The 20953-nt window shown below is 45.3% G+C and carries 17 protein-coding genes; 5 read left to right on the top strand and 12 right to left on the bottom strand.

What is annotated here, in order from left to right; all coding sequences use genetic code 11:
- Positions 1-96: 96 nt before the first annotated feature.
- Positions 97-282: an H-type small acid-soluble spore protein gene (locus tag CA598_RS20550; RefSeq protein WP_042131867.1), complete on the bottom strand. Its 186-nt coding sequence runs from the start codon at positions 280-282 to the stop codon at positions 97-99.
- 31 nt (positions 283-313) lie between these two features.
- Positions 314-484, bottom strand: a complete 171-nt coding sequence (locus tag CA598_RS32365; RefSeq protein ID WP_179283720.1) for a hypothetical protein — start codon at positions 482-484, stop codon at positions 314-316.
- A gap of 139 nt (positions 485-623) precedes the next feature.
- On the opposite strand from CA598_RS32365, the gene ku reads away from it, so the two are divergent.
- Both ku and CA598_RS20540 read left to right on the top strand, forming a co-directional pair.
- Positions 624-1592 carry a non-homologous end joining protein Ku gene (gene ku / locus CA598_RS20545; protein WP_094877704.1) on the top strand — a complete coding sequence of 323 codons (969 nt, stop codon included), beginning with the start codon at positions 624-626 and terminating at the stop codon, positions 1590-1592.
- A 12-nt stretch (positions 1593-1604) separates the two neighbouring features.
- Positions 1605-2552, top strand: coding sequence for an ATP-dependent DNA ligase (locus tag CA598_RS20540; RefSeq protein WP_094877703.1), 948 nt, complete (start codon positions 1605-1607; stop codon positions 2550-2552).
- 47 nt (positions 2553-2599) lie between these two features.
- On the opposite strand, the gene CA598_RS20535 is transcribed toward CA598_RS20540, so the two are convergent.
- The 4 genes from CA598_RS20535 to CA598_RS20520 all read right to left on the bottom strand — a co-directional run bounded on the left by CA598_RS20535 (position 2600) and on the right by CA598_RS20520 (position 6144).
- The gene (locus CA598_RS20535) at positions 2600-3406 is read right to left on the bottom strand and encodes a hypothetical protein (protein WP_094877702.1); all 807 of its coding nucleotides are present in this window, start codon (positions 3404-3406) and stop codon (positions 2600-2602) included.
- A gap of 26 nt (positions 3407-3432) precedes the next feature.
- Positions 3433-4248 (bottom strand): hypothetical protein, encoded by an 816-nt coding sequence (locus CA598_RS20530; protein WP_094877701.1) that lies wholly within the window; start codon positions 4246-4248, stop codon positions 3433-3435.
- Between the two features lie 160 nt (positions 4249-4408).
- Positions 4409-5602, bottom strand: a complete 1194-nt coding sequence (locus tag CA598_RS20525) for a hypothetical protein (RefSeq protein ID WP_094877700.1) — start codon at positions 5600-5602, stop codon at positions 4409-4411.
- Entirely contained in the window at positions 5560-6144 is a 585-nt protein-coding gene (locus CA598_RS20520) for an RNA polymerase sigma factor (RefSeq protein ID WP_094877699.1), read from the bottom strand. The genes CA598_RS20525 and CA598_RS20520 overlap by 43 nt, the downstream gene beginning before the upstream one ends.
- A gap of 146 nt (positions 6145-6290) precedes the next feature.
- Here CA598_RS20520 and CA598_RS20515 point away from each other — a divergent pair, with 146 nt between their 5' ends.
- Positions 6291-7175, top strand: coding sequence for a DNA polymerase domain-containing protein (locus CA598_RS20515; protein WP_094877698.1), 885 nt, complete (start codon positions 6291-6293; stop codon positions 7173-7175).
- A gap of 201 nt (positions 7176-7376) precedes the next feature.
- On the opposite strand, the gene CA598_RS20510 is transcribed toward CA598_RS20515, so the two are convergent.
- Together CA598_RS20510 and cls are read right to left on the bottom strand one after the other, a co-directional pair.
- Positions 7377-8216, bottom strand: a complete 840-nt coding sequence (locus CA598_RS20510; protein ID WP_231573468.1) for a YitT family protein — start codon at positions 8214-8216, stop codon at positions 7377-7379.
- 240 nt (positions 8217-8456) lie between these two features.
- Positions 8457-9887, bottom strand: coding sequence for a cardiolipin synthase (gene cls / locus CA598_RS20505; RefSeq protein ID WP_094877696.1), 1431 nt, complete (start codon positions 9885-9887; stop codon positions 8457-8459).
- A 207-nt stretch (positions 9888-10094) separates the two neighbouring features.
- Here cls and CA598_RS20500 point away from each other — a divergent pair, with 207 nt between their 5' ends.
- Complete coding sequence (locus CA598_RS20500) at positions 10095-11213, top strand: peptidoglycan DD-metalloendopeptidase family protein (RefSeq protein ID WP_256990573.1); 1119 nt, start codon at positions 10095-10097, stop codon at positions 11211-11213.
- Positions 11214-11253: 40 nt separating this feature from the next.
- A complete protein-coding gene (locus CA598_RS20495) occupies positions 11254-11703 on the top strand; it encodes a bactofilin family protein (protein ID WP_094871437.1) in 450 nt (149 codons plus the stop codon).
- Positions 11704-11712: 9 nt separating this feature from the next.
- Here CA598_RS20495 and CA598_RS20490 read toward each other — a convergent pair whose 3' ends face one another.
- The 4 genes from CA598_RS20490 to CA598_RS20475 form a co-directional block, all read right to left on the bottom strand.
- The gene (locus tag CA598_RS20490) at positions 11713-12501 is read right to left on the bottom strand and encodes an ABC transporter permease (protein WP_094871436.1); all 789 of its coding nucleotides are present in this window, start codon (positions 12499-12501) and stop codon (positions 11713-11715) included.
- Entirely contained in the window at positions 12494-13405 is a 912-nt protein-coding gene (locus tag CA598_RS20485; protein WP_094871465.1) for an ABC transporter ATP-binding protein, read from the bottom strand. Before CA598_RS20485 ends, CA598_RS20490 begins: the two co-directional genes overlap by 8 nt.
- Positions 13406-13623: 218 nt before the next feature.
- On the bottom strand, positions 13624-18219 hold the full coding sequence (gene gltB, locus CA598_RS20480; protein ID WP_094877695.1) for a glutamate synthase large subunit: 4596 nt from the start codon (positions 18217-18219) through the stop codon (positions 13624-13626).
- Between the two features lie 363 nt (positions 18220-18582).
- Positions 18583-20937 (bottom strand): YhgE/Pip domain-containing protein, encoded by a 2355-nt coding sequence (locus CA598_RS20475; protein WP_094877693.1) that lies wholly within the window; start codon positions 20935-20937, stop codon positions 18583-18585.
- Between the last annotated feature and the right edge of the window lie 16 nt (positions 20938-20953).

Here is a 20953-nt window from a genome sequence, read left to right as displayed (position 1 = left end):
AAGTTTCCATCTTACGGGTCACAGTTCAGATAAGCATAAAGAGTCTCTTTTATAAACGTGTGATTTAGATTATCTCAGCTCTTCGAACAAACCCTGTTAATGTTCTTGCTCCTCTAACCGTTCAACACCTACCGTATGCGTATTCGTTGGTCGAGAGCCCACTTGAACCGTAGCCATTCCGTTCTGTGCATCCACATGCTCAATCCATACAGGTTCTCCATCCAAATGTACACTTACCGTCTCTTTAGAAGCATAAATATCCTGTGCCCGTTTGACGTCCACCACTGTTCTCCTCCTTTATTTTTCCTATAGTTTACGATTCTAAGGGTGATGTATCTTCGAGGGTTCGTTCTGCATCCAGCTTCTCCGAATCAGATACCTGACTTGCTTCCGGTGGAGCTATAATACTATTCCAATCCACAACTGCCGCTGGAATATCCTGCTCACTTAATGCATCGGTCCACTCGTTATCCCTGGGTTCCATTCCTTGTATTCTCCTCCTCAGCTTTATAGGCCTGATTTTATATTTTCCCATGCTTCTCAAAAAATGCACCCGGCTAGAAAAGCCTTTCCTGCCTCATACTAACCCAAAGCAGACCAACTTAGATCAGGAGGGGTTTCTCATGCATACCGTTTGGAAAGGAGCCATCAGCTTCGGGCTAGTGCATGTTCCGGTTAAAATGTTCTCCGCTACGGAAGATAAGGACATTTCCCTGCGTTATATTCATAAGGAATGCGGCAGCCCTCTGTCGTATGTACGTAAATGTCCAGTATGTGACAAAGAGGTGGCTTGGGAAGAAATCGGCAAGGGGTATGAATATGAAAAAGGGAAATTTGTTCTATTCGACAAAGAGGAACTGGATCAATTGACCGACGAAAGCAGCAAAAGCATTACCATACTCGACTTTGTCGATCTGACGGAGATCGATCCGATTTATTTTCAAAAAACCTATTATTTATCCCCGGATCAGGCAGGGACAAATGCATACCGGCTTCTTATGGAGGCCATGCGTCAAACTGGTAAAATTGGCATCGCCAAAATTTCGATTCGTTCCAAAAGCAGTCTCGCTGCTATTCGTGTGCTGGAGGATTGCCTCGCCATCGAGACTATTTTTTATCCTGATGAAGTGCGACCAGTCTCACAAGTGCCTGGCCTGCCCGAAGCAGGGACGGTGAATGATAAAGAGCTGGATATGGCGAAGCTGCTGATTTCACAGCTGTCCACGCCTTTTGATCCGGCCAAATATACCGATGATTATCGCCAGCGTATGCTTGATCTAATCTCACATAAAATTGCAGGCGAAGAATTTCATATCGCTCCTGCCAAACAGGAAAGCAATGTAATTGATCTAATGGCAGCATTGCAGGCCAGTATTCAGGCGGTACAGCATGTTCCTACGGATCCAGGTCCTACATTAACAGGTACTAAGAAAACAAAAACTAAAGCGACTCCGGCTGCCAAAAGAAAAACTTCCAAGACCAAAGCAGCAGCTGAACCTGCCGAACTGCAGAATGAAGCTTCTGGGCCGATTCCAGTCATCGCACCCAAACCGAAGCGTCGTAGCCCCAAAAGTAAAACAACCGTATCTTAGGAGGCTCTGCTGATGAAGCTTCAGCCTATTATTCCTTTTGAACCCATACTGGCTGGGCAGCTTCCAGCAGGCAACCAGTGGATTGCACAGATTAAATGGGATGGCGTTCGCATGTTGTCCTATTACGACGGAAGCACTACTCAGCTTATTAACAGACGCGGCAATTACCGTACAACGCAATACCCTGAGCTTACGGATGTATCTGCTTACTGCAAAGCGGACTCCGTTATTCTTGATGGTGAGATTATTGCACTCAAGGATGGAAAACCTTCATTCCACGAGGTCATGCGGAGGGACAGCTTAAAGAATGGCTCCACCATTTCTGTCGTTAGGTATCAGGTTCCTGTCATTTATATGATTTTTGATATTTTGTTGTACAATGGCCAATCGACGATGGATCAACCTTTATGTTCGCGGCAGCAGCTGCTAAGCGATATTCTGCTGCCCCATCCTCATGTACAAGTCGTACCGAATTATAGCGATCCTGGAGAACTGTTTGCCGCCGCTCAGAACCAAAGCCTAGAGGGAATCGTCTGCAAGGATATCAACAGCACTTATGCTCCGGGTGGAAAAGATAAACGCTGGCAGAAACGTAAAATCATTTCTGACATTGTGGCTGTAGCCGGAGGTGTAACGTTCCGAGACGGCATCGTTAATGCATTGCTTCTCGGGCTGTATGACAATGATGGTAACCTACACTATATCGGGCATGCCGGACCCGGCAAATTGACTGTACAGGATAAACGCGACTTAACTGCGGAGGTACATCAATTAAAAATAGATCAAATGCCCTTTGCAGAGGTTCCGCAACGAGGTAAGAATGCATTTTGGATCAAACCAAAGCTTGTCTTCAAGGTTCATTTTCTGGAATGGAATACCTCAGGCACTTTGCGTCAGCCCGTTACTCAAGCTAAGGTTGATCTTCCTCCGGAGTCTTGCACTATGGAGCAAAAAGGATGAGTTCTTCCCCAAAGAAACGTCCTCCCGACTGTACGGGAGGACGTTGTTTATTGTGCTATAAGACTTGTTACAATAGCCTCCAGCTCCGCTTTTGTCTGCGCAGTATTTTTTGTACTCGTAAGCTTATAATCAGTACCTCCATCCACACTAGACCATACCAGCTGAACTTTAAGATCTCCATGATGAGGTCCAAACACAGTGTATACTGACTCAACTCCATTGATGGTCGAGTTCTCATCTTGGTCACCAGGCAGCTGCGCCAAAGTAACCCCTTCCGGAAGCGTATATGCAGGAGCAGATTTTAAAATCACTCTCTCCCCATTTCGCAAATAGGTGATAGAAGTTTCTGTGTCGCTCCACTTCAAGCTTTGGGAAATCACTTTTTTACCAGCAGCTTGTGCTTTGGCTTTTATCTGATCTCTGAGGGCTTTATACTCTGTGCTGAAAAACATCGGCAGCACTGGATTTAAAACAACATCCTGCAGCTTATAATCCTCCGGGAGTGAAGCAGGTATCAGGAGTGACTTTCCGCTTAATGAAGATAACTTCTGCGCTGCTTCATTTGTGGAACTGAATCTGTAAGGCATATAGCTTATACTCAAGGTTTCATCTGGATTAGATTTCTTGTCATTGACATAAAGGATCTTAATTTCGCCCGCTTTTAAGGGAACCGCATTTTCTTTAACAATCAACGCTTCAATCGTTGGCGATACCGGCGTATTCTGTTCAACGGGTGCGGTGGCTTTGCTTTTATTCTTGCTTCCTGAAGGCACTGCGCCTGCTGTTCCACTCACCGCACTCATCAACACTATTAAGCTTAAAGCCGTAATAGCTGCACTTTTTTTAATAATCAATATGATATCCTCCTTTAACCATCTGGTTATTTGATCATGCTTTTAGCTACAGCCAGCATTTCATTTGTCGTCAGTTTACTGGCCCGATTGTCTGAAAGGGTATATTGCACTGTTCCTGAGTTATCCAACCACACCAGTTTAGTATTGAAGCTTGCATCTTTAGCGGAATCGGTTGTAAGCACTACTTTCCTTCCGTTGACCGTCAGCTCTTTCTTAGTTTCTGTAGCTCGTACAAAAGGTACCGCTCCTTCGGGGAGTTTGGCGGGCGGCGCCCCGGCTACAATGCTAAAATTGGCTTTTCCTTTGGCATACAGCTGCATGGACAATTTAGTCTGGCTCCAGCCAACAACTTTACTGAACAACTGTTTATGGGGCTCACCTGCCGCTGCTGCTGCCTTTAGTTCCTGCTCTAACTGTAAATACAGATCTGAATCATTAGCTACGACCGGTGGGTAAATGATAGCTGTAGCCAGCGCGAAGCCTTTAGGAAGATTGCCAGGCTGCGGAGTAGACGGCCCCTTTAGCGCTTTAAATTTAGCTGCAAAAGATTTATAGTCTTTAAAAACAAATCCTTTGCCAGAGAAGCTGATCGTATCCTGAGGATTGGAAACTTTATCACGTACGTAATAAGCCATTAACGTTCCTTCCTTCAACCCTGCTTCGAGTGCATCCAGTTGCTTCTGAATCTTCTGATCGATTGGTGCTGAAGCCTGCTGTCCAGATGCCGACGCGGTCGAAAGGAACAAGCCAGATACTTCCCCACCCAAGACCACTCCTATTCCCAGCAAGGTTACTGCAGAAATCGCCATCAGTATTTTTTTGAATTGATTATTAAGCTTCAAGTTCTAATCACCTCCTTCTAAAAGGGTAGATGTAATTTCGCCCTGTTTTTCAACTACACTTCTATAACACTTCAGCATGGGAGAAAGGGACTTTTTCTCATAAAAAAATCCTTTCGTCAAAAGACGAAAGGATCATAAAGTACAATTAGAGCAGCAGTAGCTAGCGAATAAAACTATTGGCAATCACTTGCCATTGTTCACGGGTTAAACTGTTATTCAATCCATCATTTAGACTACGAATCGTCTGGCTGGCCTCATCATACCAATACAAACGATTCAAGGAATACCAAGCCTGGGTCCCCTGCTGTGTACTCGCAGCGATAAAAGCCGCCTCTTTACCTGTGTTTGTCAGAGACCATTTTTCAGCAGTCTGACCTTCCAGGATGGACACTTGTTGTGCACCGTTTCCAAGTAGTTCACTCTGGCTTAAGGATAATGTAATTCTTTGATCCCCCTTGTGATAGGTAACCTCAGCACTCTCTATGGCATTCACAGTTATCTTCTCCATAAACAGCTTTTGGCCTGTATCATCGGCCTTAGCTTTCTTTTGAAATTGTTCAAACATTTCTTTATGCTCCGTGTTTATCGACCCGTAAGGAGAAGCGGCTTTAAAAGTTGCTTGCTCAAATTCATAACCATTAGTGAGCTTGGAAGGCAGCTCTGGCCAGAAATCGCCAGTCCCTTTTAATTCATTTGCGAAATCTTGATACTTCGTATACACAGGAGATTTGAAGGCGTACTGCAATTGATTTCCATAACCTAAACCTTTGACCAACTTAGTAAATTCAGGATCATTCACATAATAAGCAGCCATTTCTCCAACGTTCAAGTAAGCAAGCACTTGCTCTTTATAAGTCTCTAATAAGCTTAGATACTTCTCTATCGCAGTAGAGGTTGTGGGAGCAGGGGTATTATTGTGAACCGTCTGAACAATAGCTTTACCTCCACCGCTTACTAATGTAATAGCGCCATCCGAAGGCTGTGTGATATCAATTGTAGACTGGCTCCCATGTTCCGCTAAATCCCCAAGTCCAGACAGCTGAAGAGCACCAAATCCGATCATTCCCAGCAATGCAGCTGCGGATACCCCTGAGAGAAGTCTTTTTCTAAACCTAGATGGATGCGGGAGTATCTTCTCTTGCTTTTGCATAACGGGATTTCCCGGCTTTGAGAATGAATCCAGCTCGTCACGGAAGTGGGTCATTTCTCCATCTATTATTTTCTGTTGATCATGAATCGCCCTTACCCGCTTCATAACAGCTGCTTTTACATCTAGATCGTCACAGTCACCCCATGCGTCCATTTTTTTTATCATTTTCTCTTCAACAAAGCTTCGTTGCCGTTGCCCCACCATTCCGTCCCCCCTTTCTGAGCATTCATCATTTTGCCAAGCTTCATAATCGTACGCCTGTATCTCTTCTTCACGGCATCCGTATTTTTATCGAGGATCTCCGCAATCTCCGGAAAGCTCTGTTCCTCAAAGATTCGAAGTACTAACAGATTTCGCTCATCCATTTTCAGCTTTGAGAGGGCAATCGTGAGCTGTTCGTTAAATATGTAACGGTCCATCAACTGTTCCGGACTTTCTGCAGGAGGCTCGGGTTGAAAAAGCGCCATAATCTTTAAATGTCTTTGGCGTTTGCGGATTAGACTAAGGCAATGATGATAGGCTATTTTATATAACCATGATGAGAAGCTCGCGATAGGGCGGTACGTGCCTATATGCTGATAGGCCTTTACCAGAATATCTTGTACCGCATCCTCTGCTTCCGTGCGGCTTCCAAGCAGCCGGCAGCAATAGCGGTAAATCGGCTTTTGATAAGCCTCGACGATAAGGGCATAGGACTCTACCTCGCCTGCCTGTACCCGAACGACGGTGTACTCGATTCCGTCCAATATCAGCAAACTCCCCTTTCACGTAATCGTATATCCTTATAACTCCTATGATCATCCAAAAGGGACACTTTGGAAATATTTTTTTCATGAAAAGAAACAGACTGGCACATAATACCCTCATTCCTATAATAGAAAGGAGGTTTCAGATGCCCGCGGCGATCAAAGGTACAATTACCGTAGACGGAGAAGAAATCATTATCACGAACCCAGAGAAGCTGCTCTGGCCAGAATGTGGCATTACGAAGCGGATTTATCTGCAAAAGCTTGCTGCACTTTCTCCCTATCTGCTGCGCTATTGCCGAGATCGGCTGCTGACCGTCATTCGTTATCCGCACGGTGTCTCTGGAATGTCCTTTTATCAGAAAAATGCACCTGATCCTCTTCCTGCCTTTGTCCAGACCGCTGTACATGAGAATATAAATTATATTAAGCTACAAGGTTTACCTGAGCTGATTTGGCTGGGTAATCTGGCTGCTTTGGAATTCCATCCTTCTTTGCATTATGTCGGCAGCGCTCTACCTTGTGAATGGATGATTGATCTAGACCCGTCGCGTGAGGTTGAGCCTCGTATCATGGAAGCCACTGCAATCGTTGGGACGGTCTTAACCTCCCTCGGTTTATCTTCTGTACCCAAAACCTCTGGCGCTACCGGGGTGCAGATCATTGTTCCTATCGAAACTGGTGTTACTTTTGATGAATTGCGAAAAATCGGACATTTCGTCGGTCGTTATGTCACTGAAAAGCACTCCGATTTATTCACCTTGGAGCGTCTGAAGAAGAATCGCGGAGATAAAATCTATTTTGACTACCTCCAGCATTACAGTGGCAAAACATTAGCTGCACCTTACACACCACGTGCCAGACCGCTTGCTACAGTATCCACACCCTTGCTATGGAAAGAGGTTCAGCAAAACGTATCTCCTACTGATTTTCATCTGCTCAATATTGAGGAACGCCTGCAGCGGATGGGAGATCTTTTGGAAAAGGTGCCTCCGCAACCCGTCAAACAGCTCATTGCTAAGCTTCCGTAGGGATGGAATGACACGAATAATGAGCCAAAAACAACAATAAGCCCGCAGCATCATTTCATGCTCCGGGCTTATCAGGCGTCCCACTCAAGGACAGAAGGTATATTGTATAAGAATACGGCATATCGAGTCTTGTTCACCGTATTTATTGCTCCATTATTCGTAAAAATACCTTCTTTCAGTTAATAATACTAAAGCGCCAAGCTAATGAATGGCTTTCTTCTTGAAACGGCCACCTTTAACATCATGAATGTTACCTATTGCGATGAATGCACCAGTATCCCAATCCTCAACAATGGATTTAAGCTTGGCTTCTTCCAAACGGGTGATAACCACGAAGATTACTTTCTTATTCTCCCCGGAAAATCCGCCTTCTCCATCTAAATAAGTAACACCACGTCCAAGACGTTCCGTCAAGGCTTCACCGATATCACGGAATTTATCACTGATAATCCATACCGATTTCGATTGATCCAGACCCTCAAGTGTAATGTCAATTACCTTGAAAGCAATGTAATAAGCAATTAGTGAGAACATCGCATTATTCCAACCGAACACAAATCCAGCTCCGGACAAGATGAACAGGTTGAAGAACATAACAACTTCACCTACAGAGAAGGGAAGCTTCTTGGCCACTAGAATCGCAACAATTTCTGTACCATCTAGAGATCCGCCAAAACGTACTACTAACCCAACACCTACACCAAGAATGATCCCCCCAAAAACGGCTGCAAGCATAGGCTCAACCGTAAAGGCATTCACATGATGCAACATTGAAGTACCAATAGACATAAGCACAATTGCATATAAGGTAGATAAGGCAAAGGTCTTACCGATTTGCTTATAACCAATTAACAAGAACGGAAGGTTTAACAGCGTCAATAAAATCCCCAGAGGAATGTCGAATAGATGTGATAAAATAATAGAGATACCGGTAATCCCACCATCAATCATTTGATTCGGTACGAGGAATATCTCAAGTGCAACAGCCATCATTGCTGCCCCAATGGATAACATGATCATACGCTGCGCGAACTTAGCCATTTTATGTGTTCCGGTCTTCTGCAGCTTGTTCTTTTCCTCTTTGGCAATCATTTGTGGACTCACATTCATAGAACTCCCCCTACAATTTAACAGTATAGTGTTGAAACATTCGGAAGTATAATTATAATCTATACTTTCTTACATTTCTTCTTATACAATTATTATATCACAAAATAAGCCCTAATAATGAATGGAACAGGTTATATCCTTCGAAAAATTCAGATTTAGTCCTCTTTCCGCTCATAATAGCGGAGATAACAACTGACACAGCCCTTCACCGAGTTTGACAATTCGCCCTCTCTCCTTAAACTTTACAGGATCAATAAATTCACTGTGCTTCTGATCCTTCTCAAACCCTTTGACTATCGGAGAGATAGCATCAGGATGTAGCAGCACAGCTGTCATTTCAAAGTTAGAATAAAAGCTGCGCATATCCAGATTTGCACTTCCCACTGTAGCGAGCAGATCATCGATAATCATGATTTTGGCATGCATAAATCCTTTGGTATAGCTGTAGAATTTAACTCCTGCGTCTTGTAAATTTTCTAAATAAGACAAAGAAGCATGATAAACAAGCATATTATCAGGCTTCGCCGGAATGATAATTCTTACGTCCACTCCACGAAGTACTGCACTTTTCAATGCCCGGCATACGGCAGGATCAGGAATAAAATACGGTGAAGTAATCCAAATCCGCTGTTTAGCTGCGCATAAGGCGGCAAAATACATCTCCTGAGAAGCGTCTATTGCAGCATCCGGGCCACTCCCAACAATCTGCACGGCTTCTTGCGCCTCACAAGTATGTTTTGGGAATAGACGCGGATGACTCATACTTTCGCCAGAGGCCAGTGTCCAATCCTTTAAGAACACATACTGAATGTAATATACCGAGTCTCCTTCCAGACGCAGATGGGTATCACGCCAATATCCCATTTTGGGATCCTTCCCCAAATAATCATCCCCTATATTCATTCCACCCGTGAAGCCAACGAGCCCATCCACCACCAAGATCTTCCGATGATTTCGGAAATTAAAACGACGATCCAACAGTGAACTAATCGGAGGTAAAAAAAAGTGGAACTCTACTCCCGCATTACTCAATGTACGAATGAATCTCCGGCTTAATTGATGGCTGCCCAAACCATCACAAAGCAAGCGTACCTTAACGCCCTGTCGCGCCTTCCGAATCATAACATCTTGAAATTGCTCACCAATCTCATCATCACGATAAATATAGAATTCCATGTGTATATGTTCTTTCGCCTCTTCCATAGCTTCCAGCATAGCATCATACGCTTCTCTAGCAGTGGATAATACCCTGCTCTTGTTGTGACCAGTAATCGGTCCTTCTGCGATTTTCGAGAGTAAATCCAGTAGACCTTTATTATTCTCAAACTGAGCGTTTCCACTCTCAGTAACATCCTTTACTACCTTAATACTGCCAGAGACATGTGAACGAATTTCACGAAATAGTGAAGTACATCTTTTGTTTAATTTTCGATTCTGTCTATAATCACGGCCCAGAAAATAATAGAATGCCAGACCCAGCGGCGGACAACAGAATGAAATGAACAACCACGCCATAGCCCTTTGCGGGCGACGGAACTCCAAAAATACAATAACTGCGAGCTGTACAATAAAAAGACTTAGAATTATCGCAAAGGTCTTCAATTCCCTACCCCCTCCATTAATAAAACAGTTGCAATAGACTCGCTGTGACGACTCTAGTACAGGTTTTGCCGTAACTCTCTTTCTTTATTCAAACAAACCGTTGTCATGTTCCCGAAAGATATGGAATACATAGAGTAGTAAGACAATTCGGGATGAGCCTAATGCAAGTAAGGTCGTTAGCTTCGTGTATCGTAAGGCGGCTGCCATATGCCGCAGAAAGGAGAAGTCATGAAGAGTCAGCCAGATCATAACCGGATTACGCTGCTCGTCGTAAGGGACGCCGGACGCCCAGTCAAACAACTCCACATCTCCAAGCCACTTGCGTTCGCCCTGCCGGCAGCAGCAGCCCTGTCCCTCTCCAGTCTGGTCACCTCTATGCATTTCCATGCCTCGCAGTCGATCTCACAACTGGAAGCTGAGGCAGCCGCACTATCACTAACCAATCTCCGCATGGAAATGAAGGTCGCTGACAAGGATAAGGATCTAATGCAGCTTCGTACTCAAGTCAGCGAGCTATCAGAAGAGGCAGATCATATTAAAGACAAGCTGAAGAGTGTAAATGCGCTGGAACAGGAGCTGCAGTCTTTGATTAACAAAAGCAAAGGCTCCGCCACTGAAACAAAAGAATCAAAAACGGAATCTACTGCTTCAAATTCTACCTTAGGCTTATCGAGCCGTAACGCTATGCCAATCCCAAATGAGACATCTTTTAAAGCTACAATCACATCACAGGTAGGCGGAGAATATATCGCGTCTTATCAGAACGAATCACTAAATCTGGTGGAGGAAACAAAAGACGATTTCGAAGAGATCCACGGTATGCTCGATGAAATGGTAGAAAGTATTACTCAGACTATCACTCTGGCCGAGCATGAGAATAACGTTCAAGCAAATCAACAGGCAAAAAAAGCTCAGGCTGAAAAAGCCAGACTAAATGCAGCGGTACTCTGGCCTACCGATTCTAGGGTCATCTCCTCAAGCTTCGGCTACCGAACAGATCCTTTCAAAGGCTTATCCGCGTTCCATTCAGGTGTCGATATTGCCGGGAACTTAGGCGATCCTGTATATGCCGCCTTAGACGGAGAGGTCGTTACCTCCGAGCAGATGGGTGCGAGAGGCAAGTATATCGTGATAAAGCATTCGAACGGGCTTGAAACCTGGTATATGCATCTGCAGGCAATGAATGTATCTGCGGGAGACAAGGTTAACAAGGGGCAGAAGATTGGCTTACTTGGAAACACTGGTCGAAGCACAGGACCTCATCTTCATTTTCAGGTAGTGAAGCAGAATAAAACTGTGGATCCATTGGATTATGTTAAACCCTAAATGTTAATGTGAAAATATATGAACTAGGAGGAATTTATACATGTGGAACAAGCGGCAGCAGCGTGCCCCTTTCAAGTCTACGGACTCTCTGATTGGTCATGGGGGTACGCTCGAGGGTAAAGTACATTGTGATACGAACCTGAGGATTGAAGGTACCTTTAGCGGAGAAATTATATGCAGTGGTGTAGTCACTGTAGGGGAGGAAGGCACGGTGCGCTCCAGTATTAGAGCAGAAGAGATCGTTATCGCTGGTAAAGTATATGGAGATGTTACCGCAGATCGTAGGCTCATTATGACTGGTACTGGCGAGCTACACGGTAATATTTCTGCAGGAGCACTCAGTATTATGGAAGGCAGCCTGCTTAACGGGTCCATCGCCATGCAGGAACAGCCCACCTCTGAACAAGCAGGTGAGCTCAAAAGTAATACGAAAAAGGACAAGTCAGCAAAACGTTCCTCCAAAGCAGAAGAAACGCTTGAAGCCGGTTAATCCTATTTTTTATCCAGCAACGTCCCGTTTACGGAAGACAAACCAGGAAACTGCTAAGAATATAACATAATACACTGCTAGCACAGCAATGGAGAAGCCTAGTGTGGCACCACCTGGACCAACATCAGATCCCATGTAGACCCTTAGATCCATATGAGTGAAAATTAAATATCTGGCCCATTCGAACACATCCGGATTAAGCAAAGCAGCGAAAATACCTTGGGCAAACATGATGAACATAGATAAACCAATCGCCAATCCACTTGCCCGGAATACGGAAGAGATCATAAAAGCAAGTGTAACCGTCAAGAAAAGAGTGACATAGCGGCATAGGAGATCTATAAAGGAATACTCAGCAGGACTCCAAGCTGCAATCGAAGACAGTGTGTCTCCAGTTGGTGAGGCGAAAATAAACGATGCGGCTAAACCAAAAACAATCAACACTGCAGTACAAAGCAAGCTAAACAACACAATGCTAATGTATTTCGAGAGCAAGATCTGGGAACGGCTCCACGGGCGAATCAGCAGCATTTTGATGGTTCCCCAGGTAAATTCGCCCGCTACGGAGTCAGCGGCTATAACAACAACGAAGATCGTATTCAGGAAGAATACAACACTCACTATCATTTGGAAGCTGTCCCAAACGCCTAAGCGTGATGCAGGGTTATCCGTTGTGAAATACATAAGAGCCGGAAGAAACGCACTAAACACTGCTAGAATAATCAGCATAATCCATGTGCGAGCACGACTGTATATCTTGATGTTCTCATTATGTATCAACGCTGTAAAATTACTCAATTCCTTCACCTCCTGTAACCTCTAAGAATTGATCCTCAAGTGTACGGGCAAGTGATTTGATACTGTACACTTTAATCCCACCAGCCACTAGTCTGGCATTAAACTCCGCAATATCTTCACGTGCCGCCTCAACTACAAGCCCACCGCTCTTTAATGTTCCTTGTCCAATGAGAGCAAGTGCAGCTTCGGCATCGTCAACCTCAAACAAGGTTTCTCCGACAGGCATTGTAACATTGCCCACCTCTTTTAGCTGTTTTACCTCAAGCAGTTGCCCATTCTGAATAATGGCTACACTGTCACACATGAGCTCCATTTCGGAAAGTAAATGGCTGGAGACAAATACGGTTGTTCCTTCTTCACGACAGAGTAGGCGCAGATAGTCACGAAGCTCACGTATGCCTTGGGGATCAAGCCCATTGGTTGGTTCATCTAGAACCAGTAGCTTTGGTCGGTTTAGTAGTGCCTGAGCTACTCCAAGTCTCTGACGCATACCTAGGGAATAAGTCTTCACTTTGTCATGAATCCTTTGACCAAGCCCGACCAGCTCCACAACCTCATCAATCCGTTGCTTACTGACTCCCGGTACCATCCGTGCAAATTGTCTAAGATTCTGATACCCGGACAGAAACTTGTACATTTCAGGATTTTCTACAATAGCCCCAACACTTGCAATAGCCTCTTTATAATTATTTTTAATACTATGACCACTAATCAGGACATCCCCACTGCTAATGGAAATTAATCCCACCATCATTCGTATTGTTGTCGTCTTCCCTGCTCCGTTTGGTCCCAAAAACCCGAATATTTGACCCGGTGGGATATCAAGCGTTAAATTGCTCACCAGCGTCTTAGAGCCTATTTTCTTGGTAACTCCCTGCAGACGGGCAACAGGTTCAGACATCATTTCTGTATTTGACACAGTATCACTTCCTTTCATTTACAAACAAGTTTACCATACCGTTTTTTTCAGAAAATTACAAAAAAGAAACAGTCTAACGTTGTTTAGACCGAGGATTCGATTCAATTGGAACAAAAAAGGACCTGGCCTCCCGCAAACGAAAGAGTCCAAGTCCCTTATATTACTTCATTCAATATTACCCGTTTTTTTCAGAATACAGGTATTTAGCCACCTACACGTGCAAGCTCGCGCATATTCGCTTCAAATGCAGCCATCAAAGCAGCCTCGCCGGTCAATCCGGTTTGCTCCACTTTGCGAATCTGCTCCATCATCCGTTTGTAATCCTTCGGAATGACCCGAACAAACTTCGGCAAGCTATCTGCCCAGTGATCCAATACCCGCGCTCCCGCCTCACTGCCTGTAAGCTCTACATGACGGCTAATCAGCTCGCGCAGCTCTTCGATCTCTTCTGGCTCTTCCACTCTCTCGAGCAAGACCATTTCGAGATTGCAGCGGCCGATGAAGGATCTCTCTGGATCGTAAACATAAGCGATACCACCTGACATCCCTGCCGCAAAGTTACGGCCTGTTTCACCAAGAACCACCACACGGCCTCCGGTCATGTATTCACAACCGTGGTCACCCACACCTTCTACAACAACCTTCGCTCCAGAATTTCGAACGGCAAAGCGTTCACCGGCGATACCGTTGATATAAGCTTCTCCAGCTGTTGCTCCGTAGAATGCAGTATTTCCGATAATGATATTGTCCTCAGCTGCAAAGGTAGCTTTTGGAGAGGGTTTGATAATAATCTTACCACCCGACAGTCCCTTACCAACGTAGTCATTGGAATCGCCTTCCACCGTAAGTGTGATCCCCTTAGGTACGAATGCACCCAAGCTTTGACCAGCAGAACCGGTGAAATGAAGACGAATCGTATCATCAGGCAAGCCGGCTGCCCCGTATTTACGTGTCAGCTCGCTGCCAAGGATGGTTCCAACGGCACGATTAACGTTCGTAATCGGTAACGATGCTTCTACAGCCGTTCCAGATTCCAGTGCAGGTGCAGCCAGATCCAGCAGTTTAGAGACATCAAGCGTCTCTTCCAGACCATGATTCTGACGTTTACTGCAGAAGCGTGTGCTTCCCTCTGGCATTTCCGGTACATGCAGCAGACTACTCAAATCTACGCCCTTCTTCTTCCAATGCTGCGAAGCTTGAGCAGCGTCTAAGCAATCTGTACGGCCAACCATCTCTTCAATCGTACGGAAGCCAAGACTCGCCATAATTTCGCGTAAATCCTGTGCCACAAAGGTCATAAAGTTAACTACATGCTGTGGATCACCCGTAAAGTTCTTACGAAGATCTGGATTTTGTGTTGCCACGCCAACCGGACATGTATCCATTTGGCAGACACGCATCATGATACAACCCACAGCTACTAACGGAGCAGTAGCGAAGCCATACTCTTCAGCACCCAGTAATACAGCTACGGCTAGATCGCGTCCGCTAAGCATTTTTCCGTCTGTTTCCAGTACAACGCGGTCACGCAGATTGTTCAGCATCAACGTCTGATGCGTTTCAGCCAAGCCAAGTTCCCATGGAAGACCTGCATGACGAATGGAGTTCATTGGAGATGCACCTGTCCCCCCGTCATAGCCACTTACCAGGATAATATCAGCACGCCCTTTGGCTACGCCAGCAGCAATCGTACCTACACCGACTTCAGAGACGAGCTTAACATTAATGTTTGCACGTGGATTGGCATTCTTAAGATCATAGATCAGCTCTGCCAAATCCTCAATCGAATAAATATCATGATGCGGCGGAGGTGAAATCAAGCCCACACCCGCTGTTGAACCGCGTACTTCAGCCACCCATGGGTAAACTTTACGTCCTGGAAGCTGTCCGCCTTCCCCTGGTTTAGCACCCTGAGCCATCTTAATCTGGATCTCATCAGCGTTAACAAGGTAGTTAGATGTAACTCCAAAACGTCCGGAAGCTACTTGTTTAATCGCACTGCGACGGGAATCGCCGTTGCTGTCCGGGATATAGCGGGCCGGATCTTCTCCACCCTCACCAGTATTACTCTTACCACCGATCCGGTTCATTGCAATAGCGAGGGTCTCATGCGCTTCCTTACTAATGGAACCAAAGGACATCGCACCCGTCTTGAACCGTTTCATAATGGACGCCACGGGTTCTACTTCTTCTAAAGGAATCGGTTCATATGCTGACTTGAACTGCAATAAAGAACGAATTGTCTGATGCTTCTCACTTTCACCTTGAACCAGTGCAGCATATTTCTTGTACATTTTATAATCTCCACTACGCACAGAGTGCTGAAGCAGATGAATGGTCTGCGGGTTGAACAAATGATCTTCCCCATCGTTTCGCCATTGATAATCACCACCGGAATCAAGCACTTTATCATTTCCGTCTTTTTCAGTGAAAGCACGGTTATGATGGATAAGTGCCTCGGTTGCTACTTCCTCCAGACCAATACCGCCAATGCGGGAAGGTGTCCAAGTAAAGTAACGATCCACGAACTCCGAGTTCAGACCCACAGCTTCAAAAATCTGCGCGCCCCGGTAGGATTGAATAGTAGAAATCCCCATTTTGGAAAGAATCTTAACTACGCTCTTAGTCGCAGCTTTAATATAGTTCTTCACAGCCTTCTCATGCGAGATTCCCCGCAGTAAGCCTTGGCCGATCATATCATCCAAACTTTCAAAGGCCAGATACGGATTGACTGCACTCACACCATAACCAAGCAGAAGTGCATAATGATGGACTTCACGAGGTTCACCGGATTCAAGTAAAATACTAACTTTTGTCCGTGTTCCCTGCCGGATCAGATGGTGATGCAAGCTCGATACCGCAAGTAGAGCAGGAATCGCAGCATTCTCACGGTCCACACCGCGGTCCGTCAGAATCAGAATGTTATGACCTTTAGCCATAACGCGATCCGCAGCCTCGTTCATACGCTCAAGCGCGATACGCATTCCTTCTGCTCCGAGCTCAGCCGGGAAAAGAATCGGAATAGACATCGACTTGAAGCCTGCTCGACGAACATGACGAATTTTAGCAAAGTCTTCATTCGAAAGAATCGGTGTGTGCAGCGAGATTTGGCGACAGCTTTCTGGTTCTGGTTTAAGCAAGTTACGCTCTGGTCCAATCGTAGTCGTAGTAGAGGTAACCAGCTCTTCGCGAATCGCATCGATTGGCGGATTCGTAACTTGAGCAAACATTTGTTTGAAATAGTTATATAGACGCTGCGGACGGTCAGAAAGCACCGCAAGCGGCGCATCATACCCCATGGAACCTACAGCTTCAGCGCCAGTAGATGCCATTGGCTCAAGCACCTTGCGCAAATCCTCAAAAGTATAGCCGAACGCTTGCTGCAGCTGCTGCACATTGTCATGCTTAGGATTGGGTAGTTCAGGCGCATCTGGAAGCTCTTCGAGACTAATCAAATGCTCATCCAGCCACTGACGGTAAGGCTTCTCGGTGGCGATAGCCGATTTAACTTCCTCATCGGAGATAATGCGGCCTTCCTTCGTATCCACGAGCAGCATGCGTCCAGGCTTCAGGCGGTCTTTATATAAGATGTCCTCTGCTGGAATGTCCAGTACACCTGCTTCGGAGGATAGAATAATCATGTCGTCCTTTGTTACATAATAACGAGCAGGCCGCAAGCCGTTACGGTCCAAAATAGCGCCGATTTGCACACCATCTGTAAAGCCCATTGCAGCAGGTCCGTCCCATGGCTCCATCAAAGTGCTGTGATATTCGTAAAAAGCTTTCTTGTCGGCGTCCATACTGTCATGATTGCTCCATGGTTCAGGGACCATCATCATGGCTACCTGCGTCAAGGAGCGTCCGCTCAAATAAAGAAACTCAAAGGTATTATCGAACATTGCAGTGTCCGATCCATCCGGGTTTATAACAGGTTTGATCTTGCTCAGATCTTCGCCGAACACTTCACTCTTGAACAGCGACTGGCGAGCATGCATCCAGTTCACATTTCCGCGCAAGGTATTAATCTCACCATTGTGGATCATAAAGCGGTAGGGATGCGCACGTTCCCAGCTTGGGAAGGTATTCGTACTGAAACGGGAGTGAACTAACGCTATTGCTGATTCCAGCTCTTCGTTCTGCAAATCCAGGTAGAATTGTCCGACTTGTTCTGTAGTCAGCATGCCTTTGTACACGATCTTACGACATGACAAGCTTGGGATATAGAAGGCTTCAGCCTCTTCTACACCACCGTAGCGAATCGCAAGTTCTGCACGTTTGCGAATGACATAAAGCTTACGCTCAAAAGACAATTCGCTCGTAACCGAGGCCGAGCGACCGATAAACACTTGGCGCACAAAAGGCTTTGCAGCCTTCGCTGTTTTGCCTAGCATTTCATCATAGGTAGGTACATCACGATAGCCGAGTACTTCCTGACCTTCTTCAGCAATAATTTTGCTTAAAAGAGCCTCATGCTGAGCCCGAACTTTCTCGTTTTGAGATAGAAAAATCATGCCTACGCCATAATGGCCTTGTTCCGGCAAAGCAAAGCCAAGCTTCTGGGCTTCACTAGCAAAGAAACGGTGCGGAATTTGCAGCATGATACCTGCTCCGTCACCAGAGTTGGGTTCGCTACCTTGTCCGCCACGATGCTCCATATTAAAGAGCATTGTTAAAGCGTTACTAACAATATCATGGGACGGTTTGCCTTTAATATGGGCTACAAATCCCATGCCGCAAGCATCTTTTTCGAACTGGGGATCATACAGGCCCTGTTTTCCGGGCAGTTCAGTGTGTCTCATCGAACGCAACCTTTCTATTATAAAGTATGGCGTAATCTTTGGAAAATTTTTCAGATTAAAATTTTAATAATTATTCAAGCCAGATTAGTGCTATTATTTTATCACCGAGGTGACAACAGCGCAATTTAAACTTTTTTATGATGCTGATTAACATTTCTTTTTGCGACACAGCTTTAGTGGACAAAAGTTTAAAAAAACTCATATGTGTATAATTATGCATAATTGACGCATAAGAACTTATGCAATGAAAGCGTTTCAAGAATTTTCATTGCCCTTGAATGTTTGCAAGAAAAAGGGTTCTATGATTTGAACTCAAAAAAAGCGTCTCCCTGAGGAGACGCTTTTTAATTACTTTTTTTCAAATTATACAGTCAGAGCCTGTTCACTATTCATTCCAGCTTCATTGTCCCGACTGCGGGTCATGAAGTAAGCGAAAGTAAGAGCAAGGAATCCAAGACCGAAGATTGCAAGCACACCTACATCACTCCACATTGCACTGAAGTCCCCTGTAGAAATTACTGATTTAAAACCACTAACTGTGTAAGTCATAGGAAGCAGTGGGTTAAAGAATTTCATCCAGTTCGGGATCAATTCAAGTGGGAATGTTCCAGCACTAGTTGTTAATTGGAAAATAAGAATAACGATAACAACAAAACGTCCCGGTTGATCCAGCCAAGTAACAATGGATTGTACTACCCATGTGTAAACTAGACTAGTCAAGAATGTAAACAGGAAGAATAGCGGTACACTTTGTACTTCTAGTCCAAGTCCGTACAATACAACCACAGCAGCCAGCATAGACTGGATAAAGCTCATGATTGAGAACGTAAGCGTACGGCTGATAAAACGATTCAAACGGCTTGCGCCAATTACAGCTGATTCACGCATTGGAATAACAATCGTAGAAATCAGAGCACCTACGAACAACCCAAGAGATAAGAAGTAAGGAGCAAACCCTGTGCCGTAGTTCGGTACATGATTTACAACCTGATCCTCAACCACAACCGGTTGTGCGAACATTTCCATCATTTTATCTGACTTATTCACGCTGCCTGTTTGTTCAGCAGCTTCACCAAGCTTAGTTGCAAGTTCTGTGGATCCAGATTTCAGATCATCCATCCCATTCTTCAGCTCGCCTGCACCATTAGCCAATTGTTTGGAACCGTCAGCTACAGCACCAATGCCGCTACCTAGTTCACCAACACCACTGAGTAATTTCGATGTACCATCTCCGAGTGCTTTACCACCCTCAGCAAGTTTGTTACCTCCAGCTGCTGCTTCACTAAGCTTCGCGCCGAACTGTTTCATACCTGCTTGTAGCTTATCGCCACCTGTTACAAGGGCTGACGCACCTTGTGCCAATTTTTGTTGTCCTGCCAAGAGCTGAGTGCTACCAGCATTTAATTGCTGTGCTCCATCATGCAACTGGGTTACTCCAGCAGAAACCTGCTGTGAACCAGCATGCAGCTGAGTTGCACCTTGTGCAAGTTGCTCTTGCCCACTGTGAAGTGCGCTTGCTCCTTGTGCTAACTGTTGTTGGCTTTGTTGCAGTTGTTCACTGCCTTGTGCAACAGCTGCACTAGCTGCTAGGAGCTTCTGTACGGCTGGATTTTGTGCCAGCTCAGGACTAGCCTGTGCCAATTGCTGCAAACCTTGAGCGACCGCTTTAGCACCCTCAGTAACCTTTGTGCTACCTTCTGCGGAAGCCTGCAAGCCTGCTTCCAGCTTCGCGCTGCCATCAACGGAAGAGGTCAAACCTGCTTCCAGCTTCGCGCTGCCGTCGACTAAAGATTGTGTTCCTGCTTGTAGTTTAGCAGTACCATCCACAGCAGACTTCGTACCTGCTTGAAGCTGTGTGGCACCTGTTACAGCTTGCTTCAAGCCATCACTAAGCTGTTTACTGCCGGCAGCGCTTTGTGCAACGCCATCTTGAAGCTGTGTATGAGCAGCCGACAATTGTTGCAAACCGCCTGCCAAAGTGCTAGAACCCGTTTGAATTGCGGTAGCACCTGAATTTAAATCAGTCACACCTTTAGTCAGTGGTTCTAAACCATTTTGAAGCTTGCCCGTACCTTCAGTCAGTACAAGAAGATTCTCTTTCAGCTTCAGTGCGCCGTCATCCAGCTTACCTGCACCATCAGCGATCTTGCTAGCTCCATCTCCCGCTTCGCCAAGTCCTTTAGATACATCAGTAATCTGATTGAATACAGAATCCACATAAGCCTCAGTTACCTTAGCGGATACTTTAGATTTAATTTCTGCTACAGCCGTTCCGCCGATTTGACCGGCCAGGAAGTTGTAGCCTTCATTTGGCTCATAAATAATTTTTGCCGGTTGTGGTTCATCATCCAAAAGCGTTGTTGCTTTAGCAGAGAAGTCTTCTGGAACAATAATCGACATATAATAGGTATTGTCCTTCATTCCTGCTTGCGCTTCTTCTAGTGAAACAAAGTTCCATTGAAAGCCATCGGTTACCTTAAGCTCTTCAACCAGATCATCTCCGGCCTGAAGTTGTTTTCCTTCATAATTAGCACCGACGTCTTGGTTGACCACAGCAACCGGTAACTCATTCATCTTGCCATACGGATCCCAGAATGCCTTTAGGAAGAATCCGCTATACATCACCGGAATAAATAGGATGGCAATCATCGGAATCAGCACCTTTGGATTTCTCAGTGCTGCGCCAAGATCCTTGGTAAATACGGATAATGATTTCATTCTGGTTCTCTCCTTA

It is taken from the genome of Paenibacillus sp. VTT E-133291, assembly GCF_002264395.1.
In the GTDB taxonomy this organism is placed as follows: domain Bacteria; phylum Bacillota; class Bacilli; order Paenibacillales; family Paenibacillaceae; genus Paenibacillus_AQ; species Paenibacillus_AQ nitricinens.
This window is presented reverse-complemented; position numbering and strand designations above follow the sequence as displayed.